Here is a 25,088-nt window from a genome sequence, read left to right as displayed (position 1 = left end):
TTCCGGACGGAAAACCGCGATGCGCCGTTGCTGGAATTGCTCAGACGGTGATGACCTTGCTCAGATGATCGCCCAGCCGGCAGGCCAGCGCGGTGATCGTCGTCGTCGGATTGCATTCGCCCGAGGTGCAGAACACCGAGGAGCCGCCGACATAGAGATTATCCATGCCGTGCACCTTCGAATTGGCGTCGACCACGCTCTTGGTCACATCCGTGCCCATGCGCGTGCCGCCCATATGATGGTGTCCGGCCAGCTCCTCATTCGTCGGATAGTCCTCGCCATTGGTCAGCCAGTCGGCGATGCGCACCCGGCCGAGGTTCTTCTCGGCCAGCGTCTTGCCGAACAGCCGAAGGCCTTCGAGAATCGTGCGGCGCTCCAGCGGCGATTTCTTCCAGTGCAGTTCGATGCGCGGCACGCCGGCGTGGTCGACATCGGCCTTCGACAGCTCGATCTGGTTGGAGGCCAGCGGCGCCTGTTCCCAGGCGACATAGAGCTGGGCGGCGCAACGCAGGCGCTGGCTGAGCTTGGCTGACATCCATTCGGCCATGTCGGGCGCCGTGCAGGCGAGGTCGGCGATCAACCGCTTGACGCTCGGATAGGGCGTCTCGATCAGCCGGATGCCGAAATTCATAATCTGCAGCCGTTCCATGGCGGGCAGTGTCGGCGAAAAGAAGGCCTCGTTGACGGCGTCGACCTCGAACTCGCCATAGTCGGCGAGGATGGCATTGCCGCCCTCGAAGGTTGGGTGCTCCATCCAGTAGCGGCCGAGCGCCGCGGCGTTCGGCACGACGCCGCCGTTCGAGCGCTGGTTCGACCACAGAAGCAGCCGCGAATTCTCCAGCCCACCGGTGCAGACGATGAAGTAGTCGGCGCTGAAGGTTCCGGCATCCTGCCCGTTCGACCACAGCCTGGCGCCGGTCACCCGCTTGCCGTCGCCGGCAAGTTCGGTCGCATAGGTGTTGAGCACGACGGCGATGTTCTTGCTCTTGTCCAGCTCGTCGGCGAATTTCTCGCCGAAGCGCACGGCCGAGCTCTTGATCAGCTGCACCCAGCGGATGTCGTCCGAGATTGGCACATCGGGCCGGAAGTCGGGAAGCTCGAGGATGTCGTGGACTTCTCCCAGATAGGGCTCGATGTCGGTGCGGCTGATCGGCCAGCCGGTGTCCGGCGCCCAGGCCTTGGGCTCGAAGTCCTGGCTGTCGAGCACCCGGCACCAGCCCGCCCAGTGGTTGGACGAACCGCCCATGAAGCGCAGCCGCGTGATGTCGAGATCGAAATAGGGATCGCCGACGGTGGCGCCGCGATAGAAGTCCTGCGATTCGTCGCTGAATTCGCGCGATCCGGCCTCCAGCACGACGACGGGAATGCCGGCGGCGCCCAGCTTTCTGGCGATCGTGGTGCCGGCCGGGCCGGATCCGAGGATGCAGGCCCTGGCGGCGAAATTCGACGCGCGGAAGGCCTCGTAGCTGTCGAAGATCATGCGAGGTCGCTCCGCTTCAGGATCCAGCCATTGACCTCGACGATCTCATTTGGGTCGGCGTTGGGGGGATCGACGACGGGCTGGTTGCGGAACAAGGACAGGGCCGGCAGCGCGATCAGCGCCTGCACGATGGCGCGGCGCGACATTTTCTTGATGAAGAAGCTCATGACACGTCTTTCGATGGGGGCCTCGATCCACGCATGGCGTTCCTGAACGGCACACGCCCGCCAGGAAAAGCCAGTTTCGTGCCAATGCTAGCGCAGGCTTCCCTCACAACCGGATAAGCGTCCCGGTTGAATGCGAACATGGTTAGGATTTCGCGAGCCTGCCGCCGGGGGCGCGCTCTTGGCGGGTGGATCTCAGGCGGCTTCCGAGACATCGCGGTCGAGGATCGACAGGTTGCGGCCACGATGCTTGGCCTCGTAGAGCCGCCGGTCGGCGGCGCGCATCAGCTCGGACACGTTGATGCCCTCGCCGCATATGGTGCCGCCGATTGAGACGGTGAGTGGCACGGTGCGTTCGTCGACCGGGCGGAAGCGGATCAGCTCGACCTCGCGGCGGACGCGCTCGGCGACGCGCTTGGCCTCCTGCGTGGTGGCGCCGACCAGGAAGGCGGCGAATTCCTCGCCGCCGATGCGGCCAAGCACGTCGCCGCTGCGCACGCCGCGCTCGATGGCGCTGGCGATCAGCAGAAGAGCGTCGTCGCCGGTCAGATGGCCGTAGCTGTCATTGATCATCTTGAAGTGATCGGCGTCGATGATCAGCAGCGCGCCGCGATCGGATTTGCGCCGGGAGCCGTCGAGGGCGGCAAAGAAGCTTTCGCGGTTGAGCATGCCGGTCATGTCGTCGCGGCTCGCCTTTTCCGACAGGCGCCGGTGCGCGGTGGCAAGCTGGGCATGCGCCCGGGCGAGTTCGCGATGCGCGCTTTTCAGCCTGTCGGTTTGCCAGAAGGTGGTGGCGCTGGCGATCCAGGCCAGGATCAGCGGGAACACGGTGGAGGTCAGCCAGATCGCGCGGCTGAGCGGGACGCCCAGTGCCGGCATGATGATCAGCGTCAACAAAAGCGAGATGGCTACCGAGGCGCACGCGACCGCGGCGGACTTCAGAAATAGGCGATTCATCGCTGAATCCCACAGAACCGCTTCTGTGCCAGCAAGCGCTGAAGGCGACCTTTCGGCGATGGCTAAAATTTGAAACGACACGCGATTTTCGCCGCGCGCGGCGCGCATAAGTTGTGGATAAATCCCCTGTCGAAGATTCTATTTCGTGCCATAAGGAGCCCATGACCACGCTGCCAGACCCCGCCCGCTTCGCCCATGTCACGGACTGGGTGTTCGATCTCGACAACACGCTTTACCCGCACCATTCGAACCTGTTCGCGCAGATCGACGTGAAGATGACGGCCTATGTCGGCGAGCTGTTGACGCTGCCCCGCGATGAGGCGCGCAAGCTGCAGAAGGAACTCTACCTGGAGTATGGCACCACGCTGAACGGGCTGATGACGCGCCACGGCATCGACCCGGACGACTTCCTCGAAAAGGTGCATGACATCGACTATTCCTGGCTGGTGCCCGACCCGGTGCTCGGGGCAGCGATCCGCCAGCTTCCCGGGCGCAAGTTCATCTTCACCAATGGCGACCGCAGGCATGCCGAGCGCACCGCGCGACAGCTCGGCATCCTCGAGCATTTCGACGACATCTTCGATATCGTCGCGGCCGGGCTCAACCCCAAGCCGGCGCGCCAGACCTATGAGCGGTTCGCCGAGCTGCATTCCGTCACCGGCCACAATGCGGTGATGTTCGAGGACCTTGCCCGCAATCTCTCGGTGCCGAAAGCGCTGGGCATGACGACGGTGCTGGTGGTGCCGCGTAATTTCGAGCCGACCTTCGCGGAGATCTGGGAGCGCGACCCGGCCAATGAGGACGACGTCGATTTCGTCACCGACGACCTCGCCAGCTTCCTGACGGCGATCGTCGAAGTTACGGCGTGACCGGATCGCCGGCGCATGCCGCCCGTGCGCAGCGGCGCAGGCGGCATGCTGAACGTTGGGCATCGGCTATTTCAGCGTGAAGTCCGGGATCGTGCCGGGCGGCAGTCCCAGCCGGCCATTCAGGTCCTTCAGGAACCGGCACCAGTCTGGAGTGCCGCCAGTTCCTTGGCCGTTGCCATTGCCGTCCGACGCGCTGCCGTTGCCGAAGCCGTTGCCGCAATTGGCGTTACCGTTGAAGTTGCCGGCGTTTCCGTTGCCGTTGAAGTTGCCGGTGTTGCCAAGGCCGTTGGCAACACCGATCGGAAGGTCGGCAATCCTGACCAGGGCCGAGGCGTCGGCGGCAAGCATCGCGGCAAGCAGCGTGCCGAGCGCGAGGCTGTTTCCATCAAGCAGCCTCGCCGCCAATTGGCGCTTGCGAGGCGAAGCGGACCTCGGCGATCTCGGACCGGTCATCGGTTGTTTCCCCGGCCGTTGAAATTGCCGTTGAAGGCCCCGACATTGCCATTGCCGTTGTAGGAGCCGCCGTTGAAGTTGCCGTTCCCGGCGCCGATATTGCCGTTGCCGTCATATTCGCCGGTGTTGCCGTTGCCGTTGAAGGCACCGACATTCTGATTTCCGCTCGTCGACGATGTGTTGTCGTTGCCGTTGAAGGCGCCGACATTGCCGGTGCCGCTGTTGAAGGCGCCGACATTGCCGCTGCCGCTGTTCTTGTAACCGACATTGCCGCCCGAGAAACCGAGCGGATTCATGCCGCGGACATCCGAACCGATGGACTGGCCGTAGCGGCCGACGCTTTGCTGGACGCGTGACATGCTGAAGGCCTGGGTGCCTGTCGTGCCGTCGGCTTTCGCGGCGGTGACGCTGAGCAGGCCCAGGCACAGCGCCATTGGGACGCGCGATTTCATGTGCGAACTCCTTCCATAACTTCGCTTTGAAAAAACTGGGACCGCCGGCGACACGTCGCGAAAGCCTTGCGCGGGGGGACGGCGCTGGCTCGGCGATCCCAGAAGCGTCAGCATCTTTCGATGCTACTGGTTGGCGTTGCCGTTGCCGTTGCCGTTGCCCATGCCCCAGTTTCCGTTGCCGTTGGCATTGCCATTGCCGAGGCCGAAGTTGGCATTGCCGTTCAGGTTGCCGTTGCCGAGGCCGAAATTCCCGTTGCCGTTGCCGTTGCCGTTCGCGGCGCCGGCGTTGAGGTTGCCGTTGTAGTTGCCGTTGAAGGCGCCGGCATTCGCGTTGCCGTTGCCATTGCCGTTGCCGAAGCCGAAATTGCCGTTGCCGTTGAAGTTGCCGTTGAAGGCGCCGGTATTGGCGTTGCCGTTGCCATTGCCGTTGCCGACGCCGACGTTGCCGTTGCCGTTGCCGTTGCCGCTGCCGATCGAAACAGCGGACGCCGTACCGGTCAGAGCCGACAGGACAACCGCAGCCAGAATGATCTTCCTCATGACGTTCTCCTTGGTTTGCGTTGAACTTCCCGGCCGCAACAAAGATGGCCGAGACGACGCAAGAAGAATGCGCGCAGAAATGGCGACCGGACATTCGGGCTGATCGGCATGTCCTGTCAGTTTTTCAGCTGATGTCCTTGTCGGGAAAAGCCGACGGGACCGGGAAAAAACTGACAGGCATAAGGGCGTATGTGGGTGTATATTACACAGAGAGACAGAAATTCGGGGCCTTTTCTCACAAATCCGTGAACGGCAAGTCCTATCGAGCAATTCCAGGAAAAGCGTGGAACGGTTTTCCGCCTGGATTTTCTTCAAACAAGGGGACGTAGCGGCAAGAGAACAGAAGGGGCGATGCGGGCTGGTATCGACACGCGCGAGAGCGACACTTCAAAGTCCCGGCGCCGGAGACTGGCGCGGCGCTTGATCGCCGTGCAGGAAGAACAGTGCCGGCGCCTGTCGCGCGAGCTTCACGACGATCTCGGCCAGATGCTGGCCAGTGTCGCGCTCGAACTGCACGGCATCCGCGCAGGGTCCCCGGCACAGGGTGAGCGCCTCACGCGGGCTGCCATGCTCGTCGATCAGTTGAGCGCCAGGGTACACGCCGCCGCCTGGAATTTGCGGCCCGCCGACCTGGATCACCTGGGGCTTCGCGCCTGCGTCGAGGACCTCGCCGCCATGCTGTGCGCTCAGCTCGATATCCCTTGCGACATGGACCTGGAAGCGCTTTCGCGGTCACTCGCCCCCGAGATTGCCCTGACCCTGTACCGTGTCGCGCAAGAGGCGCTTACCAACATCGGCAAGCATGCTCAGCCGCGCCGCGCGAGCGTGACGGCCCATATCTGCGATGGCCGGCTGCGCCTTACGATCGAGGACGATGGCCGCGGGTTCGATCCCGACGCCACGCTCGGCTCCCACGCCCTGGGGCTTGCGGGAATGAGAGAGCGCCTGGCGCTGATCGGAGGCGAGCTGTCGATTGAAACCGCCAGGGGCAGGGGGACCACCCTCTATGCCGATGTGCCCCTCTTTGCCGATATGCCCTCGACGGACTGAGGGTCGGCCTGGCCGCAGGCGGCACGATCTTCGACGGCAATGTGATCCGCTCCAGGCATTTGTTCTCGCACGATCCTGAACGAAACCACGACAGCGCTCCAGCTTCGCGACGGGCTACGTGAAGCGCGCCACATCCGAGACCACTGGCTGCGGCTTACAATCAGCGCGAGGGTTCGACGAGATGTCCGACCCACTGCTCCCGCTCAGGGTTTGCAGGCATAGACGCGCTCCTCCCGTCGTCCGGGACGAGCTGTCATGAACCATCAAGGGCAAGGGGATCTCTCCACGTGATGGACCTTTGACAGGCTGATGGAGGTTAAGGGTGTCGCGTAGAAGGATATTCGTGGTTGATGACCACCCGATCGTCCTGTCCGGCATCGGCGCGATGATCGATGGCCAGGTGGACATGACGATCGTCGGACTTGCGGCGAATGCGGACGAGGCCCTCGAAACCATCGGCAAGGCCCTGCCTGACGTCGCGGTGATCGATATCTCGCTTCCTGGCGTCAATGGGGTCATGCTCATCGAGCGGCTTCTCGAAAGGTACCCCAGCCTCAAGTGCATCGCGCTGACGGCTCATGAGGATCCCGGCTGCCTGCGTCAGGTGCTGGCCGCGGGCGGCAGGGGGTTTGTGGTCAAGCGGTCGACGACCACAGATCTGCTGCAAGCCATCCGCTGCGTGCTGGCCGGCGACAACTACGTCGACCCGGCACTGGCCGCGCGCATCCTCAGCCCACGCAGCAGCGTGCAAGGCGATGCCGGCAATTTGAGCGAACGGGAGCGATCGGTCATCCAGCTGGTGGCCTTCGGCTACAGCAACAAGGAGATCTCCTCGCGGCTCAATCTCAGCATAAAGACCATCGAGACCTACCGGACCAGGGCAACCGACAAGCTCGAACTCCACTCCCGGGCGGCCATCGTGCGCTTCGCGCAATCGGTCGGATGGCTGGCCGAGCTGCAATAGCGGACAGCGTCGGCCCAGGGGCGAGTTGCGGGGCCGGTCAGAGATTGTAGAAGCGGCTGATGATCGCCCAGGCCTCGTCGGCGGTGTCGACGAAATCGATGATGTCCTGGTCGCCGGGCGTGATGGTGCCTTGCTCGGCGAGGAAATCGAGATCGATCGCGCGCTGCCAGAAGGCCTTGCCGAACAGGATCACCGGCACGCGCTCCATGCGGCCGGTCTGGATCAACGTCAGCGTCTCGAAGAATTCGTCCATCGTGCCGAACCCGCCCGGGAACACCGCGACGGCCTTGGCGCGCATGACGAAATGCATCTTGCGAATGGCGAAATAGTGGAAGTTGAAGCAGAGCTCGGGCGTCACATAGGCGTTCGGCGCCTGCTCGTGCGGCAGCACGATGTTGAGGCCGATGGACGGCGCGCCGACATCGTCGGCGCCGCGGTTTCCCGCCTCCATGACGCCAGGCCCGCCGCCGGTGACGACGACGAATTCGCGATAGTAGGACCCCGCCGAATGCTGCGAGCAGAGACGGGCGAATTTACGCGCCTCTTCGTAATAGCGGCTGTTCAGCTCGAGGTTCTTCTTCTGCGTCTCGTTCTTCGCCGCCCAGGCGTCGCCGCCGGGCTCCGGAATGCGAGCGCCGCCGAACAGGATGACGGTCGACTGGATGCCACGCTCGGCGAGGATCATCTCCGGCTTCAGCAGCTCGAGCTGCAGCCTGACGGCTCGCAATTCGCGACGCGTCATGAAGTCGGGATCGTTCCAGGCCAGCCTGTAGGTGTCGGCGCGTGTCTGCGGCGTATCCGGCACGCTCTTTGCCCGCTCCAGATCCTCATCCGAATGCGGCAGCGGCGTCCATCCCGCCTTTTCCATGGGAGTCATCAAATCCACCCGTCCATTTTCTCCACTTGCGCCGTCCCGTGACGCAGTCGCGATTGACCCCTATCAGACCTTCACATAGGGTCCGCGCGACTTTGAAACAGGTTAAGGCGCTGCCCCTTAACAGCTTGGTAACGGAGCAAATTGATGTCGAAGCCCGATCTGGCGAGCCTCGAAAAGACCATCGAGAAGGCTTTTGACGAGCGCGACACGATTTCGACCGCGACGCGGGGCGAAACGCGCGACGCCATCGAGGCCGCGCTCGACCTGCTCGACCGCGGCGCCGCCCGTGTCGCCGAGCGCCAGGCCGACGGCAAGTGGCACGTCAACCAGTGGCTGAAGAAAGCAGTGCTGCTCTCGTTCCGGCTGAACCCGATGGAGATCATCAAGGGCGGTCCCGGCCAGGCGGCCTGGTGGGACAAGGTGCCGTCGAAGTTCGACGGCTGGGGCGCGGTGGATTTCGAGAAGGCCGGTTTCCGCGCAGTGCCGTCGTCGATCGTGCGCCGCTCGGCCTACATCGCGCCGGGTGCCGTGCTGATGCCATCCTTCGTCAATGTCGGCGCCTATGTCGATTCGGGCACCATGGTCGACACCTGGGTCGGGGTCGGCTCCTGCGCCCAAATCGGCAAGAACGTGCATCTTTCGGGCGGCGTCGGCATCGGCGGCGTGCTGGAACCGATGCAGGCCGGCCCGACCATCATCGAGGACAATTGCTTCATCGGCGCGCGCTCGGAAGTGGTCGAGGGCTGCATCGTGCGCGAGGGCTCGGTGCTGGGCATGGGCGTGTTCATCGGCCAGTCGACAAAGATCGTCGATCGCGCCACCGGCGAGGTGTTCTATGGCGAAGTGCCGGCCAATTCGGTGGTCGTCGCCGGCTCGATGCCGGGCAAGCCGCTGCCCAATGGCGAACCCGGCCCTAGCCTCTACTGCGCCGTGATCGTCAAGCGGGTCGACGCCAAGACCCGCTCCAAGACGTCGATCAACGAGCTGCTTCGCGATTGATCTTTTCCGCGAACAGACGCACCTTCCGCCGGCGCGACATTCCGTCGCGCGGGTTCAACACGGAGGGGCGTCATGGACTGGAAGTATCTTCTGACCAGCTTCGAGGGCCGCATCAACCGAGCCAAGTTCTGGGCCGGCATCGGCATATTCATTGCCATCGGCATCGTTGCCTTCATCCTCGATTCGATCCTCGGCACTCGTTTCACCACGGCCAGCGGCGGCCAGGTCGGCATCATCGGTATCATCGTCACGCTGGCATCGATCTATTTCGCGTTTGCTCTTTACGCCAAACGCTGGCACGACCGTAACAAGTCGGGCTGGTGGACGCTGATCGGCCTCATACCCATCATCGGCGGCATCTGGTTGCTTGTGGAACTCGGCATCCTTGAGGGCACCAGGGGCGCCAATCAGTATGGACCGGATCCGCTTGCCTGAAAAATCCGACCTTACCTGGCTTTTCTTCAAAACCTCGGGCCGCGTCAGCCGCGCGGCCTATTTTCTCGGCGGATTGCTGGTCGCCATCGTCCAGGCGTTTCCGCTCTATCGCTTCACGCTGGTGCCGGAGGGTTCGCCCGAGAGCAACATGTGGTCGTTCATCTTCCTGATCGCCTTTGTCGGCTCGCTCTGGTCGAACATCGTTCTGGCGGTGAAGCGGCTGCACGATCTCGACAAGCCGGGCATCGCGGCGCTGGTGCTGTTCGTGCCGGTCGTCTCGATCGTCGCCTTCCTCGTGCTGTGCCTGTTTCCGGGGCAACCCGGGCCCAACCGCTATGGCAGGCGCACCAACGCGCCGGCCGATTCCTGAGCGACCATCTTTCGCCATGCGCTACCGCACGCTCGATCCGAAACTGATCATCGAGACCGCCGAACGGCTGGAGGAGCGCGTCGCCGAGCGTTTTCCCGACGCCGGCCTTCGCGGCGTCGCCGCCGAACTGGTGTCGCTGTCGCGCGACCTGGCAAAGGGCGCCAAGGCGCTGGAGGCGCCGCTTTGGTGGCTGCGCGGCCTGATCGCCGCCGCCGTCGTCGCCGGCGCGCTGGTGTTCGTCTTCGTCGGCACCATCCTGCCGCTCGACCGGCTTTCGCGGACCAGCGACGCCGTCCAGTCGGTGCAAGGCATCGAAGCCTCGCTCAACATGTTCATCCTCGCCATCGTCGGCTTCCTGGCCCTCATCCGCACCGAGGAGCGCATCAAGCGCAAGCAGGTGTTCCGCCAGCTGCACGGCCTGCGCTCGCTGATCCACGTCATCGACATGCACCAGCTGACCAAGGACCCGGCGACGCTGTCGGCCAATTTCAAGCCGACCTCGCATTCGCCGGCCCGCATCACCAATGCCGCCGACCTCGCCCGCTACCTCGACTATTGCTCGGAGATGCTGTCGATCACCGGCAAGATCGCGGCGCTGTTCGCGCAGTCGGTCAATGACGACGTGGTCATCGACGGCGTCAACGACGTCGAGAACCTGGCCTCCAACCTGTCGCGCAAGATCTGGCAGAAGATCACCCTGATCGACGATCAGGTCTGACCGCTTCCGGCGCCAGCCCCGGCGGACCGCGCCGTGCCGCCTCGGCCTCGCGTACCAGGGCGGCGACGCGTTCCGTCATCGGCGCCGGCACGCCGGAGCGTTCGGCGAGCGCGAGCACCGCGCCCTGCAATTCGCCGATCTCCGTCGGCCGGCCGCGCCGCAGGTCGTCCCACATGGACGAACGCGCCTCGGGGTCGATGGCCAGCATGCGGCGCGCCAGCCGCCGGAACAGCCAGTCGGGCAGGCCGAGCACCTTGGGCAGCAGCGCCGGACGCAGGCCGGCAATGCGCGCCGGCCGGATGCCCGACGCCAGCATCGCCGCCAGCGCCTCGTCGATCTGGGCTGCCAGGATCAGCCGCCAGCGGCGGTCGGCCAGTTCGGTTGCCAACGGCTGATCGGACAGCGCCACCAAGGCGTTGTTGAGGTTCATCAAAAGCTTGCCCCACAGCACCGCCTTCATATCGACATGGGTTTCGACGCCAAGCCCTTCGACGTCGAGCAGGCCGGCAAGGCCGGCCACGCCGTCCTCGATCATCACCTTGCCCTCGCTGGCGCGATGCACGTGAAACGGCGCCTCGCCCTCCGGTGTCTGCACGACATTGAACGGCACCATGCCGGCAAGCACGTGTCGCCCGGCAAGCCTTGCCCGCAGTTTCTCGGCATTGTCGACGCCGTTCTGCAGGCTGACCACCACTGCTTCCGGGCTGGCATGCGCCGCAATGAGCGCGGCCATCTCCTCGGTGGCGCCGCTCTTGACCGTCACCAGGACGATATTGGCGCCGGCCAGGGCCTCGGCTGGATCGGCGGTGACGGAAAGCGCCGCGGGCGCGATGCGGCGGTCGCGGTCATCGAGGTCGCTGACCCGCAAGCCATCCTTGCGCAACGCCGCCTCGACGCGCGGGCGCGCCAGCAAAGCCACCTTGCGTCCGGCGAGCGCAAGGCAGCCGCCGACATAGCAGCCGATACTGCCGGCGCCGGCAATGGCGATGGTCTTTTCTTCCCTGGCCATGCGATAGTCTCACCTTGGTCTGCGACTATACGACATGAAAACCATAATGTCGGCGCCATGGCCGGCCATGACGTCTGGTCGTGACAGGCCTTTCGCTTTCGATTATCGCTTTGCCCATGAAATTGCCCACCGACCCCGCCGCAAACCTTGCCGCCCTGATCCGCTGCCCCTCGGTGACGCCCGCCGAAGGCGGCGCGCTCGCCGCGCTGGAGACGATGCTGAAGCCGCTCGGCTTCGCCGTCGAGCGTCCGGTGTTCTCTGAAGACGGCACGCCGGACATCGAGAACCTTTATGCAAGGCGCTCCGGCAACGGACCGCATCTGATGTTCGCCGGCCATACCGATGTGGTGCCGGTCGGCGACGAGACGGCCTGGACGCACCCGCCCTTCGCCGCCGAGATCGCGAATGGCGAAATGTATGGCCGCGGCGCCGTCGACATGAAGGGCGGCATCGCCTGCTTCATCGCGGCGGTGGCGCGCCATGTCGAGAAGGCGGGCGGGCCGAAGGGCTCTGTCTCGCTGCTGATCACCGGCGACGAAGAAGGGCCGGCGATCAACGGCACGGTGAAGCTGCTCGAGTGGGCGGCGGGCAAGGGCGAGAAATGGGACGCCGCGATCGTCGGTGAGCCGACCAATCCGGACACGCTCGGCGACATGATCAAGATCGGCCGGCGCGGCTCGATCTCCGGCAGCGTGACCGTCAACGGGCGCCAGGGCCACGCCGCCTATCCGCAGCTTGCAGACAATCCGGTACGCGGGCTGATCAGCCTGGTCGACACCCTGCTCCATCCGGTGTTCGACAAGGGGACCAAGGATTTCCAGCCGACCAATCTGGAGGTCACCTCGATCGACGTCGGCAATCCGGCCACCAACGTCATCCCGGCCAAGGCGACGGCCACCTTCAACATCCGCTTCAACGACACCTGGACGGCCGAGACCATCCAGGCCGAGATCCACAACCGCCTCGACCAGGCGGCCGGGCGCAAGAAGTACCGGCCAGGCAAGAAGACCCCGGTCGACTACGAGCTCGTCTGGCGCGACCGGCCGAGCCACGTCTTCCTGACCCGCGACGAGCGGCTGATCGAGACGCTGAGCGGTTCGGTCAAGGCGACGGTCGGCAGGAAGCCGGCGCTTTCCACCTCCGGCGGCACATCGGACGCCCGCTTCATCAAGGACTATTGCCCGGTGGTCGAGTTCGGACTGGTCGGCCAGACCATGCATATGGTCGACGAACGCGTCGCGCTTGCCGATCTGGAAACGCTGACCGGGATCTATCAGCGCTTCATAGAAGACTGGTTCGGGCAGGACCATGCTGTCGGCTGATGAAACCTACGCCTCGCTGGCCGGCGCCTGGCGGCTGATGCTCGGCAAGGTCGACGGGTTGCGCCTGCTCGACCTGTCGGCGGACGGTTTCTGGAACTCCTTCTTCGCCATCGTCGTGGCCGCGCCGGCGCTGATCGTCGGCTGGGTCGGCATCGCCAATGAGATCGGCGATCCGAACGCCTTTGCCGGCCGCTTCAGCATGCTTCTGCGGCTGGCGACCGTCGATATCGGCTCCTGGGTGCTGCCGCTGGTCGGCCTGGCGCTGATCGCGCCGCGCGTCGGCATTGGCGGCCGCTTCGTCCATTATGTCGTGGCCAGCAACTGGGCGTCGGCGATTATCGCCTGGCTGATGCTGCCGTCGGCGCTGATCCGGCTTTTCCTGCCGTCGACCGACGAGGTCCCCGGGCTGGTGTCGCTGCTCCTGTTCGCGGTCTCGATGATACTGACCTGGCGCATGACCAATGCCGTGATCGGCAGGGGCGCCGCCGTCGGCACCGCGGTCTTCGCCGGCATGTTCGTGGCCTCGCTGGCGGTGCTGTTCGGGCTGCAGGCGCTGCTCGGCATCACCATCCCGACGGGGGTCGAGGGCTAGGATCCTTCCGGATAATCGACGCCGATGAGGAACAGCCCGTCGGGCGGCGCCACCTGGCCGCAGGCGGCGCGGTCCTGGGCGTCGAGCGCAGCCTTGAGATCGGCGGCGATCCAGGAGCCGTCGCCGACGCGCCTCAGCGAACCGACCATCGAGCGCACCTGATTGTGCAGGAAGGAGCGCGCCGAGCTCCGCACCTCGATCATGTCGCCCGAACGGCTGACGTCGAGCCGGTCGAGCGTGCGAACCGGGCTTTCGGCCTGGCACTGGGTCGAGCGGAAAGTCGTGAAATCATGGCGGCCGAGCAGCACTTTGGCCGCCTCGTGCATGGCCTCGGCGTCGAGCCGCTTCGGCACCCACCAGACCTTGCCCTTCTCCAGCGCCGCCGGAGCGCGCCGGTTGAGGATGCGGTAGAGGTAGTGGCGGCCGGTGGCGGAGAAGCGGGCATCGAAGCCGTCGGCGACGACAGCGGCCTTGAGGATGGCGATGCGAGCGCCGGCGGCCTGCAGATGCGCGTTGACGGCGTCGCGCACCTTGTCGCCCGGCCAGGCTTTGACCAGGTCGACATGCGCCACCTGGGCGGTGGCGTGCACGCCTGCATCGGTGCGGCCTGCGGCGCGGAGCCTTACCGCCTCGCCGCAGAACTTTTCGATCGCCTGCTCGATCGCCTGCTGCACCGAAGGCTGATCCGCCTGCTGCTGCCAGCCGGCAAAAAGGCTGCCGTCATATTCGATGTCGAGGCGAAAACGCGGCATATCAGGCGGCGGCTCGCCACTTGAAGCGCGCCGCGCCTGAACGGCCTCGTGCGACGCGCTTCAAGTTCTTATTTTCATGCATGTCGTTGTCCCAAAACCGCCACGCACTTTTGGGCGACATGCGTCAGGCGGCAAGCGCGGTGAAGGCCGAAGCGTAGACCAGCTTGCCGGCCTCGGGAGCATCGCCCCAGGCCAGCGCCTGCAGCGCCTCGCCCTGGTACTCGCTCTCGAATTTCTCGGCGCGCGCATGGGTGTAGCCGAAGCGGCCGTAATAGGACGGATCGCCGAGCACCACGGCAAGCCGCTCGCCGGCTTCCTTGAGGCGGACATGCGCCTCGCGGATCAGGGCGCCGCCGATGCCGGTGCCGTGGAAGGACGGCTCGACTGCCAGCGGCGCCAGCGCCACGGCCGCGAACTGCTTGGCGCCCTTCTGGACGAAAAGCCGGGAGAACAGGATATGGCCGACCACCTGGCCGTCCTCTTCCGCCACCAGCTCGACGACGGCATCGCCGCCGGTGACCAGCGCGTCGACCAGTCCGGCCTCCGCCTGCTGGCCGAAGGCATGCTCTTCGACGAGGCGGATCGCCTCGCGATCCCGCGGCGTCGCCGCGCGTATCGACATCATGCTCATGAGAGTTTCGTTCCTTTTTCGATCTTGGCCCCGCGCAAGAACTCCTGCGCGGCGGCGGGCTTTCCGCCCGCCCGTTGAACTTCGACCAGCCGGACCGCGCCTGACCCGCAGGCGACCGTCAGCCGGTCATCGAGAATTCCTCCCGACTCGCCGACGCCATCCGAGAGCGTCGAGCGAAGCAGTTTCAGCCGCTCCATGCGGCCGCCAATGTCGACCTCGCACCACGCGCCCGGAAAAGGCGAGAGGCCGCGAATGTGATTGTGGACTTCGCCGGCAGGCCGCGTCCAGTCTACGCGTGTCTCCGATTTATCGATCTTTCGGGCGTAGGTCACCCCCACAGTCGCCTGTTGGGCAAATGTCAGATAATTTATCCCCAACTGCGCGAGCGCTTCCACCATCAGCGAAGCGCCCTGAGCCATCAGACGGTCATGCAGTTCGCCGGCGGTCATATCGGGTTCGATGGCGCATTTTTCAAGCAACGCCACCGGTCCGGTGTCCAAACCCTCCTCCATGCGCATCACCATCATGCCGGTTTCGGCATCGCCGGCCATGATGGCGCGCTGGATGGGAGCCGCTCCGCGCCAGCGCGGCAGAAGCGAGGCATGGCCGTTCAGGCAGCCGAGCCTGGCCCCCTCGAGAACGGCCTTTGGCAACAAAAGCCCATAGGCGACGACCACGGCGACATCGGCACGCAGCGCGGCGAATGCCTGCTGCTCGGCCTCGCCCTTGAGCGATGTCGGGGTGCGGACCTCGACGCCCAGCCGCTCCGCCTCGCGCTGCACGGGCGACGGCGTCAGCTCCAGCCCGCGCCGGCCGGCGGCACGCGGCGGCTGCGTGTAGACGGCGACGATTTCATGGCCGGCTTCGGCAATCGCGCGCAGCGTCGGCACGGAAAACTCCGGCGTGCCCATGAAGATGACGCGAAGGGGCATGACCCCTAGCCCACCAGCTTGCCCGGCGCCTTGTCCTTGGCGAGCTTCTTGAACTTCTTCACCACCATGTCGCGCTTCAGCTTCGAGATGTGGTCGATGAACAGCACGCCGTTGAGATGGTCGATCTCGTGCTGCAGGCAGGTCGCCATCAGCCCTTCGGCCTGCATCTCCTGCAGCTTGCCGTCGCGGTCGAGATACTTCACTCGCACCGCGGCGGGACGCTCGACCTCTGCGTAATAGTCCGGGATCGACAGGCAGCCTTCCTCATAGACCGAGCGCTGGTCCGAGCTTTCGAGGATTTCCGGATTGATGAAGACATGCGGCGCCGGCGTCTCGTCCTCCTTGGCGAGGTCGATGACCAGCATGCGCAGTGGCTCGCCGATCTGGATCGCCGCCAGGCCGATGCCGGGGGCGTCGTACATGGTGTCCAGCATGTCGCCGGCCAGTTTGCGCAAGGGCGCATCGACGCGCTCGACCGGTTTGGACAGCTGGCGCAGGACGGGATCGGGAAGGATGATGAGCGGCTTGATCGACATGGCGTCTCACCTAAGACGTCATGCGAAAAGCGTCAACCGGGGCGCTTTCGCCCTGTTCACGTTTTGATCTGTGCCGGAGAGCCGAATCATCTATGCTGCCCGCATGAACGACCTGAGCTCCATCCTTTCCGAACCCGTGGCCCGGCTCGGCGCCAGCACGATCACGCTCGGCCATATGCTGGCCTTCGGCGCTGTCCTTTTTCTCGGCCTCTTCCTTGCGCTGGTCATCGCGCTGTGGCGCTCGGCCAGGGCGCGGACGATAGCAGCCGCGGAAGCCGCCGACCATGCCCGCGACGCCGAGGCGCGGATGGCGGGCATCCTACAGGCGCAGGCCGAGATGCAGGGCCGCATGGGCGCGATTGCCGAAGTGTTCGGGGCGCGGCAGGCCGAGCTCACCCAGTCGATCGGCCAGCGTCTCGACGCCATGACCGGCCGCATCGGCCAGACCATGACCGAGCAAACCAAATCGACGCATGAGAGCCTGGCCAAACTGCAGGAACGACTGGCGGTGATCGACACGGCGCAAGGCAACATCCAGTCGCTGGCCGGCCAGGTCGTGCAGTTGCAGGCGATCCTCTCCAACAAGCAGACGCGCGGCGCCTTCGGCCAGTCGCGCATGGAGGCGATCGTCGCCGACGGCCTGCCGCATGGCGCCTACGAATTCCAGGCGACCCTGTCGAACGGCAGCCGGCCCGACTGCCTGGTACGGATGCCGAACGGCGCGCCCTCGCTCGCCGTCGATGCCAAGTTCCCGCTCGAAGCCTGGAACGCGATCCGCGCCGCCGAAGGCGCGGAGATGCAGAAGGCCGCGGCGCAGGCCTTCCGGCGCGATATCGAGGTGCATATCCGCGATATCGCCGACAAATACCTGCTCCAGGGCGAGACGCAGGACACCGCCTTCATGTTCGTACCGTCGGAATCGGTGTTCGCAGAGATCCACGAGAATTTCGAGGCGGTGGTGCAGAAGGCGCACCGGGCCCGCGTCGTCATCGTCTCGCCGTCGCTGTTGATGCTGTCGATCCAGGTCATCCAGGCGATCCTGAAGGACGCCCGCATGCGCGAGCAGGCGCATCTGATCCAGGGCGAGGTGATCCGGCTGATGGAGGATGTCGGGCGTGTCGACGAGCGGGTACGCCGGCTGCAGACGCATTTTACCCAGTCGGCGAAAGACATCGACGACATCCTGGTCTCGACGTCGAAAGTGACCAAGCGCGGCCAGAAGATCGAGGCGCTGGAGTTCGGCGAAGGCGAAGCCGAGGCGCCGCGCAAGGCTGAAGCGGGGACGCGGGTGGCCGATTCCAAGACCGGCCAGCTCAGGCTGCGGGTTGTCGAGGACGGCGACTGAGGCGGGCGCCCTATTGCTCCTCGAGCGTCGTCATGCCTTCGAATTCAGGCAGCCAATGCAGCGCCGAGCGGTGCCAGACCTGTCTTCTGGGAACGAGCTCCTCGCGCTGACGGGCTGTGCCGACCCGGATGCCGTAGATTTTCGGCCCGTCGCCCACCGACGTGGCATAGAGATGCGAACCGCATTCGCCGCAAAAGCCCTGTGCGCGCTTGGCGCCGCTCGATCCTGTTTTGATGTAGACCTTCGGTGTGCCCTTGGTAATCCGGTATTGGTCTTCTGGCGCGCCAACTGTCACGCGAAAGGCTGTTCCGGTCAGCTGCTGGCAATCAGTACAGTGGCAGATACCGGTCTTTTCCGGGTCGACCTCAGCCTCATAGGTGATGGCGCCGCAATGGCACCCGCCGTCAATCCTCATCGGTAACCTCCTCCAGAATTCGCGACGATCTTAGCGGGACAAGGCCGCGAGGCAACAGCGCAGCGCTAGTCCAAAGCCGGATCGGAGGCAGCGTCGATCAGCTTGCGGCGGCGCTCCCAGGTGCCGGTGGTTTGCGGCTTGACGAACAGCCGGGTGATCTCCGGCATCTCGGTTTTCAGCAGCGCTTCCAGCCGCTCGACGCAGGCCTCGATCTCGGGCGCCGTCAGATGGTCTTCGAACTCGACGCTCAGACCGGCGACGATCTCTTGCGGTCCCATGTGGACGGTGAGAACGCCGTTCGCCCGCTGCACCGCCGGATCCCGCTGCACGATGGCAAGCACCTTGTTCTGCACCTGCGGCGATGCCGGCTCGCCGATGAGCAGGCCCTTGCTTTCGCGCGCCAGGAAGATCGCGGTCGAACCGAGGATCAGCGCGATGCCGATCGAGGCGGCGCCGTCGAGCTCGGGCATTGCAAAGACTTCCGCCGCCAATATGCCGGCAAAGGCGACGATCAGGCCAAGCAGTGCCGCGCTGTCCTCGAACAGCACCGTATAGACGCTCGGATCCTTGCTGAGCCGCACCGCCTCGAACCAGCCCAGTCCGCCCTTCTCGCGGCGGAATGCGGTCAGCGCCACATACCAGGAACTGCCCTCGAACAGGAAGGAGAGGCCGAGCACGACATAATTCACCCTGACATTGGCGACCGGCTCCGGCGCCATGATGTGCACCACGCCTTCGTAGAACGACACGCCGGCGCCAAGCGCGAAGACGAGGAGGGCGACGATGAAGCTCCAGAAATAGAGCTCACGGCCATGGCCGAGCGGATGGCTGCGGTCGGGCGGGCGGGCGGCGCGATGCATGCCGTAGAGCAGCAGGCCGCCATTGCCGGTGTCGACCAGCGAATGCACGCCCTCCGAAAGCATTGCCGAGCTGCCGGTGAAGGCCGCGGCGGCGAATTTGGTCAACGCGATCGCCAGATTGCCGGCAAGCGCCGCGTAGATGACCTTTTTCGATCCGCCATGCCCTGCCATGCCGCGCTGTCCCGGTTGACGCCTTGAGCTTAATGCATGTCGTCCAAAATCGCGCCGCGGTTTTGGGGGAACGCATCAAGACAGAGACTTAAAGCGCGACGCCCGAATCCGTTTCGTCATGACGCGCAATAACGACCGGGGCCGTCGGAGCTCCCCAGGCGATTCGCCGGCGAAAACCGGTTGACAGCGGCCAGGCCGCCGCGCGCGTCCGACAATGTCCTCTTGCAGTCCGGCTTTTCTCTTGTTTCACTTCGTTGCCCACAATCGGAGGAACGAATCATGGCTAAAGGTGCGATGAAGGCGGGCAAGGAAGCCCGTAAGCCGAAGAAGGACGCGAAGAAGCCCGCCGCGGCCCCGGCCCTCAAGGCGCCGCCGGTCAAGGCGACGCGGCTCAAGGACAAATAGGCCTCGGCTGATCCGTCCTGGCGCGGATTTTCAACCGGCGGCATGGAGCCATGCTGCCGGTGTTTTGTTGATTGGGGCCGAGGACCGCCTATATCCGCGTGGCGAGGACGACCTCGCTCCTCCCAAAACCCGGCCGGGACGACCCGTGCTTGAATGTGCTGCTCCGCGCGCCGGTTTCGCAAGATCGTGCGCCGTGAGGGCACGCAGCGAATGGAGCGTTGCCGATGTCGTGGATCTATCTGTTTTTCGCCGGCCTGTTCGAGATCGGCTGGGCGATCGGCCTGAAATACACTGACGGCTTCTCGAAGCTGGTGCCGACGGTGCTGACCGTCGCCTCAATGATCGTCAGCCTCGGCCTGCTCGGCCTGGCGCTGAAGGAGCTGCCCGTCGGCACGGCCTATGCGGTGTGGACCGGCATCGGCACCGTCGGCACCGCGCTGCTGGGCATCTGGCTGCTCGGCGAGCCGGCGACCGTGGTTCGGCTCGCCTGCATCGGCCTCATCGTCTGCGGCATCGCCGGCCTGAAGCTGGTGGCCTGATGTTTGCCGCGAGGCAAACGCGTTCGGGGCCGCCCCTGGCGACCCTGAACCTGTTCTTCGAACGAAACCGCTGTTAGCGGGCCGAGAACCCCGGAGGCGTCCGGCCGACACGCGCCTTGCGCGCGGCATAGCGCGCATCGCGCTTGGCCTTGCGTTCGGCCTCGTCGGCGAGCACGCGCGAAATGCGATCGTTCTCTTCGGCTTCGCGGATCTTGGCCTCCGCCGCAGCCGCCTCTTCGGCGGCAATGCGCGCCGCTTCGGCAGCTGCCTCGCGCTCGGCCTTCTCAGCCGCTTCGCGGGCCAGCTTTTCCTGCTTCAGCCTGGCCTTTTCGGCTTCGCGTATCGCGCGCGCCTCGAGGATCGCCTTGCGTTCGGCCTGTCGCGCCAGCACCGCGGGATCATCCGCGGCCGGCTTTGACTTGAAGCGCTCCAGAAGCGCCTTCTTTGCCTCGTTCGCGGCATTGCGCCGCTCGAAAATGTCTTTTTCCCTGTAGATAGCCAAGTCCACTTCCCTGAAGTCAATTCGCGACGCTTACATACGCGCGAAAACCGATAGTTCAAGCGCCAAAACGGTATGCCAGCTATGAAATTCTGGGCTGTTGCAACTGGGAGACGTCACAGTCCTGCGCGAAAACCGACATGCAGTGTTCACAGTCCGCGCCTCTGGCGGCGCGGCGGGCGGATCGCTATCTCCAGCGCGACGCACAAACATCGAAACAAGGCATCAGGATGGCACGGCATGGAACTCGGTCTCTACACTTTCGCTGACGTCAGCCCCGAGCCCGGGCCGGGCGCCATCGGCCCGCATGAGCGGCTGCGCAATCTGATCGAGGAGATCGAGCTGGCCGACCAGGTCGGCCTCGACGTGTTCGGGCTGGGCGAGCATCACCGCCCCGACTATGCCGCCTCCGCGCCGGTCGTGGCGCTGGCCGCGGCGGCCGAGCGCACCAGGCGCATCAAGCTGACCAGCGCGGTCACCGTGCTCTCCTCCGACGATCCGGTGCGCGTCTTCCAGCAGTTCGCGACGCTCGACCTGCTTTCCGGCGGCCGCGCGGAGATCATGGCCGGGCGCGGCTCCTTCATCGAATCCTTCCCGCTGTTCGGCTTCAATCTGGAAGACTATGACGAGCTGTTCGCCGAGAAGCTCGACCTGCTGCTTGCCATCCGCGATCAGGTCAAGGTGACGTGGCAAGGACGCCTGCGCGCGCCGATCAACGGCCGTGGCGTCTATCCGCGCCCGCTCCAGGAGAAACTGCCGGTCTGGATCGCCATTGGCGGGACGCCGCAGTCCGCGGCCCGTGCCGGCGCGCTCGGCCTGCCGCTGGCGCTCGCCATCATCGGCGGCGAGCCGGCGCGCTTCGCGCCGCTGTTCGAGGTCTATCGCCAGGCCGCCAGACGGGCCGGAACCGATCCGGCAAGCCTCGCCACCAGCCTCAACGTGCACGGCTTCATCGCCGAGACCACCGAGAAGGCGGCGGACGATTTCTACACGCCGCAGGCCGAGGTGATGAACCGCATCGGCCGCGAGCGCGGCTGGGGGCCGACCTCGCGGGCGCATTTCGACCAGTCGCGCGGTCCGAACGGCGCCTTGTTCGTCGGCAATCCCGAACAGGTGGCGGAGAAGATCGTCGCCCAGCACAGGATCTTCGGCAATGACCGCTTCCTGCTGCAGATGGCGATCGGCACCATGCCGCACGCAAAGGTCATGAAGGCGATCGAGCTCTACGGCACCAGGGTGGCGCCGATCGTGCGCAAGGAAACAGCGAAGGCAGCACCAGCCGAACCCGTCGCCTGACGGCGGGCCGGACGCGTTCCAACGACCGAAGCCGCGGCTCCATCTTCGCCGTCGGCGCATTTCCTGTCCGGCCGAAGTCATTGCCGGCTAACGGAACTTTGCCGTCGGAAGCACGTTTTCGCGAGGAAGCCGCATCATCATTTGCGGCGTGCCCGAGGGAAACGATGAAGGCCGAACCGACCGCTTCGGGCACCGGCGCCACCGGGACGCCTGATCCGCGCGAAGACACACGCGCGGATACGCATTTGATACGGTCGCTGCTCATCGGCATCTTCATCCTGATGGCGGTCTATGCGCTCTACTTCGGCCGCGCCTTCTTCATGCCGGTGATCCTAGCCTTCCTGCTGGCGCTGACGCTGACGCCGATCGTGCGCTTCCTGCGCCAGCACGGCGTGCCCGACGCGCTGTCGGCGACGCTCCTGGTGCTGCTGTCGCTGATTTTTGTTGCCGGCGCCGGCTATCTGCTCAGCGGCCCGGTCATCGAGCTCATCAACAACGCGTCCACGATCGGCATGCAGCTGACCGAGCGCCTTGCCCAACTCAGGCAGCCGTTCGAGAAGATCATGCAGATCTCGCACCAGCTGGAAGGCCTGACCCAGACGTCACAGGAGCCCGATGTGCAGAAGGTCGCGGTGGCGCAGTCCGGCATGTTGTCTTCCGCCGCCGGCAACATCCTGTCGGCGGGCACCGGCATCACCATCGTCTTCGTGCTGTCGCTGTTCCTGCTCGCCTCCGGCACGATGTTCTACGAGAAGATCATCCAGTCCTTCGCCAGCCTCAGCGAGAAGAAGCGGGCGCTGCGCGTCGTCTACGACGTCGAGCGCGAGATTTCGCATTACCTGCTCACGGTCACCATCATCAATGCAGGCCTCGGCACGGTGATTGGCCTTGGCCTGTGGGGGCTCGGAATGCCCAACCCAATGGTCTGGGGCGCGGCCGCCGCCTTGCTCAATTTCCTGCCCTATGTCGGCGCGTTGATGACGATCATACTTGTCACCGTCATCGCGCTGATCAGCTTCGACTCGATCTCCTTTGCGCTGCTGGCGCCGGCCTTCGTGCTGCTGTGCGACATCGTCGAGGGCCAGTTCGTGACGCCGCTGGTGGTCGGCAGGCGGCTGGAGATCAACGCGGTGGCGATCTTCATCGCCATTGCCTTCTGGTCGTGGCTGTGGGGTTTTGTCGGCGCGCTGATGGCGGTGCCGCTGCTGGTCGTCGTCAAGGTCTTCTGCGACCATTTCGAAGGACTGAGCCATGTCGGCAATTTCCTGGCGGCACAGCACAGCCTCGTCGTCGAAGAGGATACGGCCGAGCAGAACGGCAAGATCCGGACCTGACCCGGCCCGGCAATTGTTACCGCGCCTGTTTGTCGGACGCGGAGCGAGTGCCTATATCGAGCCGGTCAAAGCCGGACCTCCTTCATGACCGACGCCTCCTTCGACCTCGATGCCTATTTCGCCCGCATCTCCTATCGCGGCCCGACCGAGGCCTCGCTGGCGACGCTGAAGGCGCTGCACCGGCAACATCCGCAAGCGATCGCGTTCGAGAATCTCGATCCGTTCCTCGGCCATCCGCCCAAGCTCGACCTCGCCTCGCTGCAGGACAAGATCTTCACGCGTGGCCGCGGCGGCTATTGCTACGAGCACAATCTGCTCTTCATGCATGCGCTGACGGCGCTCGGCTTCGAGGTCAGCGGCCTCGCCGCGCGGGTGCTGTGGGGCCAGCCGGACGACGCCATCACCGCGCGCAGCCACATGCTGCTCAGGGTGGAATTCGACGGCCATACCTATCTCGCCGATGTCGGCTTCGGCGGATTGACGCTGACGGCGCCGCTGCTGCTCGAAGCCGGACCTGAGCAGCAGACACCGCATGAACCCTTCCGCCTCGTCGAGACGGAGGATCATTTCCGCCTGCAGGCGCAGATCGGTGGCGACTGGCGCAGCATCTATCGCTTCGACACGCAGCCGGCCTACGCGGTCGACTATGCGGTCAGCAACCACTTTTTGTCGACGCATCCGAGCTCGCATTTCCTGTCCTCGGTGATCGCGGCGCGCGCCCTGCCCGACCGGCGCTACGCGCTGCGCAACAACCGGCTGTCGACGCATCATCTCGGCGGCCGCACCGAGCAGCGGGAGATCTCGACAGCGGCGGAGCTCGCCGGTGTGCTGGAAGACCAGCTCGGCATCGTCATCCCCGACCGGCCCGCCTTCGCCGCCAAGGTGCGGGAAAAGAACATCGTGGAGCGCTGAGAAATGACCGCCCTGTCCGTACTCGACCTGTCGCCGATCGCCGAAGGGAGCGATGCCTCGCGCTCGCTGGCGAACTCGCTCGACCTCGCCCGCCATGCCGAGCGCCTCGGCTACAGGCGTTACTGGCTGGCCGAGCATCATAACATGCCGGGCATCGCCAGTGCCGCGACTTCGGTGGTCATCGCCCATGTCGCCGGCGGCACCAGGACGATCCGCGTCGGCGCCGGCGGCATCATGCTGCCCAACCATGCGCCGCTGGTCATCGCCGAACAGTTCGGCACGCTGGCGGCGCTATTTCCCGGCCGCATCGACCTCGGGCTCGGCCGCGCGCCCGGCACCGACATGGCGACGGCGCGGGCGCTGCGCCGCAATCTGGAAGCCAGCGATAATTTCCCGCAGGATGTCGTCGAGCTGATGGGCTATTTCCAGCCGGCCGAGGAAGGCCAGCGCATCCGCGCCGTGCCCGGCGAAGGCCAGAAGGTGCCGGTCTGGATCCTCGGCTCCAGCCTTTACGGCGCGCAGCTCGCCGCGCTGCTCGGCCTTCCTTACGCCTTCGCCTCGCATTTCGCGCCGGCTGAGCTCGACCATGCGCTGGAAGTCTACCGCTCGCGCTTCCAGCCGTCGGCTGAGCTCGACAGGCCCTATGTCATGCTCGGCCTCAACGTCTTTGCCGCGCCGACCGATGCAGAGGCGCGGCTCTTGTTCACCTCGCTGCAGCAGGCCTTCGTCAATCTGCGCACCGGCCGGCCCGGCCGGCTGCCGCCGCCGGTCGAGGGCTACGAGCAGACGCTGGACCCGATGGCGAAGACCATGCTCGGCCAGGCGCTGTCCTGCGCCGTGGTCGGGTCGCCGGAAACGGTGCGGCAAGGCATCGACGCCTTCGTGCGTCGCACCGGCGCCGACGAGCTGATGGTGACGGCGCAAGTCTTCGACCATGCGGCCAGGGTGCGCTCGTTCGAGATCCTTGCCGACGTCCACAAATCGCTGTCGCAAGCGGCCTGAGACCGACAAGGCGCTTTTGCTGCTTTTGCCGGGCAACGGCTTTTGCTATGGCGGACCACCCATCCCGACCGCGAGCACCCCTGTGACAAATGACCTCGACGCGCGAACGCTCTTTGCCATCGACCTCGCGCGACGGGCCGGCGAGCTCGGGCTCAAGTATTTCCGCGACCTGGAAAACCTGACCATCGAGAGCAAGGGCCATCAGGAC

31 protein-coding genes and 1 pseudogene are annotated in these 25,088 nt (G+C 65.2%); 17 read left to right on the top strand and 15 right to left on the bottom strand.

Annotated features, from left to right (window positions below):
- Positions 1-40 precede the first annotated feature (40 nt).
- From EN780_RS02765 to EN780_RS02755, 3 genes are all read right to left on the bottom strand, one after another.
- A complete protein-coding gene (locus EN780_RS02765) occupies positions 41-1,480 on the bottom strand; it encodes a GMC family oxidoreductase (RefSeq protein WP_127391853.1) in 1,440 nt (479 codons plus the stop codon).
- Positions 1,477-1,647 (bottom strand): hypothetical protein, encoded by a 171-nt coding sequence (locus EN780_RS02760; protein WP_127284071.1) that lies wholly within the window; start codon positions 1,645-1,647, stop codon positions 1,477-1,479. The genes EN780_RS02765 and EN780_RS02760 overlap by 4 nt, the downstream gene beginning before the upstream one ends.
- Positions 1,648-1,839: 192 nt before the next feature.
- Positions 1,840-2,601: a GGDEF domain-containing protein gene (locus tag EN780_RS02755; RefSeq protein ID WP_127284072.1), complete on the bottom strand. Its 762-nt coding sequence runs from the start codon at positions 2,599-2,601 to the stop codon at positions 1,840-1,842.
- Between the two features lie 161 nt (positions 2,602-2,762).
- On the opposite strand from EN780_RS02755, the gene EN780_RS02750 reads away from it, so the two are divergent.
- Complete coding sequence (locus EN780_RS02750) at positions 2,763-3,470, top strand: pyrimidine 5'-nucleotidase (protein ID WP_127284073.1); 708 nt, start codon at positions 2,763-2,765, stop codon at positions 3,468-3,470.
- Positions 3,471-3,536: 66 nt separating this feature from the next.
- On the opposite strand, the gene EN780_RS38635 is transcribed toward EN780_RS02750, so the two are convergent.
- The 3 genes from EN780_RS38635 to EN780_RS38630 all read right to left on the bottom strand — a co-directional run bounded on the left by EN780_RS38635 (position 3,537) and on the right by EN780_RS38630 (position 4,915).
- Positions 3,537-3,923: a hypothetical protein gene (locus tag EN780_RS38635; protein ID WP_189556345.1), complete on the bottom strand. Its 387-nt coding sequence runs from the start codon at positions 3,921-3,923 to the stop codon at positions 3,537-3,539.
- Complete coding sequence (locus tag EN780_RS02740; protein WP_127391852.1) at positions 3,920-4,375, bottom strand: hypothetical protein; 456 nt, start codon at positions 4,373-4,375, stop codon at positions 3,920-3,922. The genes EN780_RS38635 and EN780_RS02740 overlap by 4 nt, the downstream gene beginning before the upstream one ends.
- 123 nt (positions 4,376-4,498) lie before the next feature.
- Positions 4,499-4,915, bottom strand: coding sequence for a hypothetical protein (locus EN780_RS38630; RefSeq protein WP_189379635.1), 417 nt, complete (start codon positions 4,913-4,915; stop codon positions 4,499-4,501).
- A gap of 429 nt (positions 4,916-5,344) precedes the next feature.
- Here EN780_RS38630 and EN780_RS02730 point away from each other — a divergent pair, with 429 nt between their 5' ends.
- Entirely contained in the window at positions 5,345-5,965 is a 621-nt protein-coding gene (locus tag EN780_RS02730; RefSeq protein WP_245493379.1) for a sensor histidine kinase, read from the top strand.
- Between the two features lie 343 nt (positions 5,966-6,308).
- The gene (locus EN780_RS02725) at positions 6,309-6,929 is read left to right on the top strand and encodes a response regulator transcription factor (RefSeq protein ID WP_245493378.1); all 621 of its coding nucleotides are present in this window, start codon (positions 6,309-6,311) and stop codon (positions 6,927-6,929) included.
- A 37-nt stretch (positions 6,930-6,966) separates the two neighbouring features.
- On the opposite strand, the gene EN780_RS02720 is transcribed toward EN780_RS02725, so the two are convergent.
- Positions 6,967-7,806, bottom strand: a complete 840-nt coding sequence (locus tag EN780_RS02720; protein WP_127284657.1) for an LOG family protein — start codon at positions 7,804-7,806, stop codon at positions 6,967-6,969.
- 144 nt (positions 7,807-7,950) lie between these two features.
- On the opposite strand from EN780_RS02720, the gene dapD reads away from it, so the two are divergent.
- The 4 genes from dapD (at position 7,951) to EN780_RS02700 (ending at position 10,328) form a co-directional block, all read left to right on the top strand.
- The gene (dapD, locus tag EN780_RS02715; protein WP_127391850.1) at positions 7,951-8,805 is read left to right on the top strand and encodes a 2,3,4,5-tetrahydropyridine-2,6-dicarboxylate N-succinyltransferase; all 855 of its coding nucleotides are present in this window, start codon (positions 7,951-7,953) and stop codon (positions 8,803-8,805) included.
- Between the two features lie 72 nt (positions 8,806-8,877).
- The gene (locus tag EN780_RS02710) at positions 8,878-9,240 is read left to right on the top strand and encodes a DUF805 domain-containing protein (RefSeq protein WP_127284659.1); all 363 of its coding nucleotides are present in this window, start codon (positions 8,878-8,880) and stop codon (positions 9,238-9,240) included.
- Entirely contained in the window at positions 9,233-9,610 is a 378-nt protein-coding gene (locus EN780_RS02705) for a DUF805 domain-containing protein (RefSeq protein WP_245478396.1), read from the top strand. Before EN780_RS02710 ends, EN780_RS02705 begins: the two co-directional genes overlap by 8 nt.
- Before the next feature lie 16 nt (positions 9,611-9,626).
- Positions 9,627-10,328 carry a hypothetical protein gene (locus tag EN780_RS02700; RefSeq protein ID WP_127284661.1) on the top strand — a complete coding sequence of 234 codons (702 nt, stop codon included), beginning with the start codon at positions 9,627-9,629 and terminating at the stop codon, positions 10,326-10,328.
- On the opposite strand, the gene EN780_RS02695 is transcribed toward EN780_RS02700, so the two are convergent.
- A complete protein-coding gene (locus tag EN780_RS02695) occupies positions 10,303-11,337 on the bottom strand; it encodes a 2-dehydropantoate 2-reductase (protein ID WP_128271912.1) in 1,035 nt (344 codons plus the stop codon). The two genes, EN780_RS02700 and EN780_RS02695, sit on opposite strands and share 26 nt — an antisense overlap.
- 116 nt (positions 11,338-11,453) lie before the next feature.
- On the opposite strand from EN780_RS02695, the gene dapE reads away from it, so the two are divergent.
- Together dapE and EN780_RS02685 are read left to right on the top strand one after the other, a co-directional pair.
- A complete protein-coding gene (dapE, locus tag EN780_RS02690) occupies positions 11,454-12,659 on the top strand; it encodes a succinyl-diaminopimelate desuccinylase (RefSeq protein ID WP_128271910.1) in 1,206 nt (401 codons plus the stop codon).
- A complete protein-coding gene (locus tag EN780_RS02685) occupies positions 12,646-13,251 on the top strand; it encodes a transporter (RefSeq protein ID WP_127284664.1) in 606 nt (201 codons plus the stop codon). The genes dapE and EN780_RS02685 overlap by 14 nt, the downstream gene beginning before the upstream one ends.
- On the opposite strand, the gene truA is transcribed toward EN780_RS02685, so the two are convergent.
- The 4 genes from truA to def all read right to left on the bottom strand — a co-directional run bounded on the left by truA (position 13,248) and on the right by def (position 16,102).
- A complete protein-coding gene (truA, locus tag EN780_RS02680) occupies positions 13,248-14,003 on the bottom strand; it encodes a tRNA pseudouridine(38-40) synthase TruA (RefSeq protein WP_127392740.1) in 756 nt (251 codons plus the stop codon). The two genes, EN780_RS02685 and truA, sit on opposite strands and share 4 nt — an antisense overlap.
- 124 nt (positions 14,004-14,127) lie before the next feature.
- Positions 14,128-14,634 carry an N-acetyltransferase gene (locus EN780_RS02675; RefSeq protein ID WP_127284666.1) on the bottom strand — a complete coding sequence of 169 codons (507 nt, stop codon included), beginning with the start codon at positions 14,632-14,634 and terminating at the stop codon, positions 14,128-14,130.
- The gene (gene fmt / locus EN780_RS02670) at positions 14,631-15,566 is read right to left on the bottom strand and encodes a methionyl-tRNA formyltransferase (protein ID WP_127392741.1); all 936 of its coding nucleotides are present in this window, start codon (positions 15,564-15,566) and stop codon (positions 14,631-14,633) included. Before fmt ends, EN780_RS02675 begins: the two co-directional genes overlap by 4 nt.
- A 5-nt stretch (positions 15,567-15,571) precedes the next feature.
- The gene (def, locus tag EN780_RS02665) at positions 15,572-16,102 is read right to left on the bottom strand and encodes a peptide deformylase (RefSeq protein ID WP_127284668.1); all 531 of its coding nucleotides are present in this window, start codon (positions 16,100-16,102) and stop codon (positions 15,572-15,574) included.
- A 103-nt stretch (positions 16,103-16,205) separates the two neighbouring features.
- Between def and EN780_RS02660 the strand changes: the two genes are divergently transcribed.
- Complete coding sequence (locus EN780_RS02660) at positions 16,206-17,447, top strand: DNA recombination protein RmuC (protein ID WP_127284669.1); 1,242 nt, start codon at positions 16,206-16,208, stop codon at positions 17,445-17,447.
- 10 nt (positions 17,448-17,457) lie between these two features.
- Here the strand turns inward: EN780_RS02660 and EN780_RS02655 are convergent, their stop codons facing one another.
- Entirely contained in the window at positions 17,458-17,862 is a 405-nt protein-coding gene (locus EN780_RS02655; RefSeq protein WP_127392742.1) for a GFA family protein, read from the bottom strand.
- 65 nt (positions 17,863-17,927) lie between these two features.
- Positions 17,928-18,893, bottom strand: coding sequence for a cation diffusion facilitator family transporter (locus EN780_RS02650; RefSeq protein ID WP_127392743.1), 966 nt, complete (start codon positions 18,891-18,893; stop codon positions 17,928-17,930).
- A 279-nt stretch (positions 18,894-19,172) separates the two neighbouring features.
- Between EN780_RS02650 and EN780_RS41285 the strand changes: the two genes are divergently transcribed.
- Positions 19,173-19,298, top strand: coding sequence for a hypothetical protein (locus EN780_RS41285; protein ID WP_126059281.1), 126 nt, complete (start codon positions 19,173-19,175; stop codon positions 19,296-19,298).
- Between the two features lie 224 nt (positions 19,299-19,522).
- Positions 19,523-19,837: a quaternary ammonium compound efflux SMR transporter SugE gene (gene sugE, locus EN780_RS02640; protein WP_127392744.1), complete on the top strand. Its 315-nt coding sequence runs from the start codon at positions 19,523-19,525 to the stop codon at positions 19,835-19,837.
- Between the two features lie 73 nt (positions 19,838-19,910).
- Here the strand turns inward: sugE and EN780_RS02635 are convergent, their stop codons facing one another.
- Complete coding sequence (locus EN780_RS02635; RefSeq protein ID WP_127284673.1) at positions 19,911-20,339, bottom strand: DUF6481 family protein; 429 nt, start codon at positions 20,337-20,339, stop codon at positions 19,911-19,913.
- A gap of 237 nt (positions 20,340-20,576) precedes the next feature.
- Between EN780_RS02635 and EN780_RS02630 the strand changes: the two genes are divergently transcribed.
- The 5 genes and pseudogenes from EN780_RS02630 to EN780_RS02610 all read left to right on the top strand — a co-directional run.
- Complete coding sequence (locus EN780_RS02630; RefSeq protein ID WP_128271908.1) at positions 20,577-21,632, top strand: LLM class flavin-dependent oxidoreductase; 1,056 nt, start codon at positions 20,577-20,579, stop codon at positions 21,630-21,632.
- Between the two features lie 164 nt (positions 21,633-21,796).
- Positions 21,797-22,966, top strand: a complete 1,170-nt coding sequence (locus EN780_RS02625; RefSeq protein ID WP_127394029.1) for an AI-2E family transporter — start codon at positions 21,797-21,799, stop codon at positions 22,964-22,966.
- A gap of 84 nt (positions 22,967-23,050) precedes the next feature.
- A complete protein-coding gene (locus tag EN780_RS02620; protein WP_128271904.1) occupies positions 23,051-23,878 on the top strand; it encodes an arylamine N-acetyltransferase in 828 nt (275 codons plus the stop codon).
- A 3-nt stretch (positions 23,879-23,881) separates the two neighbouring features.
- The gene (locus EN780_RS02615; protein WP_127309297.1) at positions 23,882-24,880 is read left to right on the top strand and encodes an LLM class flavin-dependent oxidoreductase; all 999 of its coding nucleotides are present in this window, start codon (positions 23,882-23,884) and stop codon (positions 24,878-24,880) included.
- Positions 24,881-24,905: 25 nt separating this feature from the next.
- Positions 24,906-25,088 (top strand): annotated as a pseudogene (locus EN780_RS02610) (hypothetical protein); the annotation flags it as partial.

The organism is Mesorhizobium sp. M4B.F.Ca.ET.089.01.1.1 (assembly GCF_004022605.1).
Lineage (GTDB): Bacteria > Pseudomonadota > Alphaproteobacteria > Rhizobiales > Rhizobiaceae > Mesorhizobium > Mesorhizobium abyssinicae.
The sequence above is the reverse complement of the archived record's forward strand: the minus strand, read 5'-3'. Positions and strand labels throughout refer to the sequence as shown.

Excerpts from the sequence above, each read along its gene's own strand:
- EN780_RS02625 (WP_127394029.1), top strand. The coding sequence starts at position 21,797 with ATGAAGGCCGAACCGACCGCTTCGGGCACCGGCGCCACCGGGACGCCT.
- EN780_RS02700 (WP_127284661.1), top strand. The coding sequence starts at position 9,627 with ATGCGCTACCGCACGCTCGATCCGAAACTGATCATCGAGACCGCCGAA.
- EN780_RS02650 (WP_127392743.1), bottom strand. The coding sequence starts at position 18,893 with ATGGCAGGGCATGGCGGATCGAAAAAGGTCATCTACGCGGCGCTTGCC.
- EN780_RS38635 (WP_189556345.1), bottom strand. The coding sequence starts at position 3,923 with ATGACCGGTCCGAGATCGCCGAGGTCCGCTTCGCCTCGCAAGCGCCAA.
- EN780_RS02710 (WP_127284659.1), top strand. The coding sequence starts at position 8,878 with ATGGACTGGAAGTATCTTCTGACCAGCTTCGAGGGCCGCATCAACCGA.
- EN780_RS02685 (WP_127284664.1), top strand. The coding sequence starts at position 12,646 with ATGCTGTCGGCTGATGAAACCTACGCCTCGCTGGCCGGCGCCTGGCGG.
- def (WP_127284668.1), bottom strand. The coding sequence starts at position 16,102 with ATGTCGATCAAGCCGCTCATCATCCTTCCCGATCCCGTCCTGCGCCAG.
- fmt (WP_127392741.1), bottom strand. The coding sequence starts at position 15,566 with ATGCCCCTTCGCGTCATCTTCATGGGCACGCCGGAGTTTTCCGTGCCG.
- EN780_RS02765 (WP_127391853.1), bottom strand. The coding sequence starts at position 1,480 with ATGATCTTCGACAGCTACGAGGCCTTCCGCGCGTCGAATTTCGCCGCC.
- dapE (WP_128271910.1), top strand. The coding sequence starts at position 11,454 with ATGAAATTGCCCACCGACCCCGCCGCAAACCTTGCCGCCCTGATCCGC.
- dapD (WP_127391850.1), top strand. The coding sequence starts at position 7,951 with ATGTCGAAGCCCGATCTGGCGAGCCTCGAAAAGACCATCGAGAAGGCT.
- EN780_RS02695 (WP_128271912.1), bottom strand. The coding sequence starts at position 11,337 with ATGGCCAGGGAAGAAAAGACCATCGCCATTGCCGGCGCCGGCAGTATC.
- EN780_RS02655 (WP_127392742.1), bottom strand. The coding sequence starts at position 17,862 with ATGAGGATTGACGGCGGGTGCCATTGCGGCGCCATCACCTATGAGGCT.
- truA (WP_127392740.1), bottom strand. The coding sequence starts at position 14,003 with ATGCCGCGTTTTCGCCTCGACATCGAATATGACGGCAGCCTTTTTGCC.
- EN780_RS02740 (WP_127391852.1), bottom strand. The coding sequence starts at position 4,375 with ATGAAATCGCGCGTCCCAATGGCGCTGTGCCTGGGCCTGCTCAGCGTC.
- EN780_RS02720 (WP_127284657.1), bottom strand. The coding sequence starts at position 7,806 with ATGACTCCCATGGAAAAGGCGGGATGGACGCCGCTGCCGCATTCGGAT.
- EN780_RS02615 (WP_127309297.1), top strand. The coding sequence starts at position 23,882 with ATGACCGCCCTGTCCGTACTCGACCTGTCGCCGATCGCCGAAGGGAGC.
- EN780_RS02755 (WP_127284072.1), bottom strand. The coding sequence starts at position 2,601 with ATGAATCGCCTATTTCTGAAGTCCGCCGCGGTCGCGTGCGCCTCGGTA.
- EN780_RS41285 (WP_126059281.1), top strand. The coding sequence starts at position 19,173 with ATGGCTAAAGGTGCGATGAAGGCGGGCAAGGAAGCCCGTAAGCCGAAG.
- EN780_RS02675 (WP_127284666.1), bottom strand. The coding sequence starts at position 14,634 with ATGAGCATGATGTCGATACGCGCGGCGACGCCGCGGGATCGCGAGGCG.
- EN780_RS02660 (WP_127284669.1), top strand. The coding sequence starts at position 16,206 with ATGAACGACCTGAGCTCCATCCTTTCCGAACCCGTGGCCCGGCTCGGC.
- EN780_RS02630 (WP_128271908.1), top strand. The coding sequence starts at position 20,577 with ATGGAACTCGGTCTCTACACTTTCGCTGACGTCAGCCCCGAGCCCGGG.
- EN780_RS38630 (WP_189379635.1), bottom strand. The coding sequence starts at position 4,915 with ATGAGGAAGATCATTCTGGCTGCGGTTGTCCTGTCGGCTCTGACCGGT.
- EN780_RS02760 (WP_127284071.1), bottom strand. The coding sequence starts at position 1,647 with ATGAGCTTCTTCATCAAGAAAATGTCGCGCCGCGCCATCGTGCAGGCG.
- EN780_RS02620 (WP_128271904.1), top strand. The coding sequence starts at position 23,051 with ATGACCGACGCCTCCTTCGACCTCGATGCCTATTTCGCCCGCATCTCC.
- EN780_RS02750 (WP_127284073.1), top strand. The coding sequence starts at position 2,763 with ATGACCACGCTGCCAGACCCCGCCCGCTTCGCCCATGTCACGGACTGG.
- sugE (WP_127392744.1), top strand. The coding sequence starts at position 19,523 with ATGTCGTGGATCTATCTGTTTTTCGCCGGCCTGTTCGAGATCGGCTGG.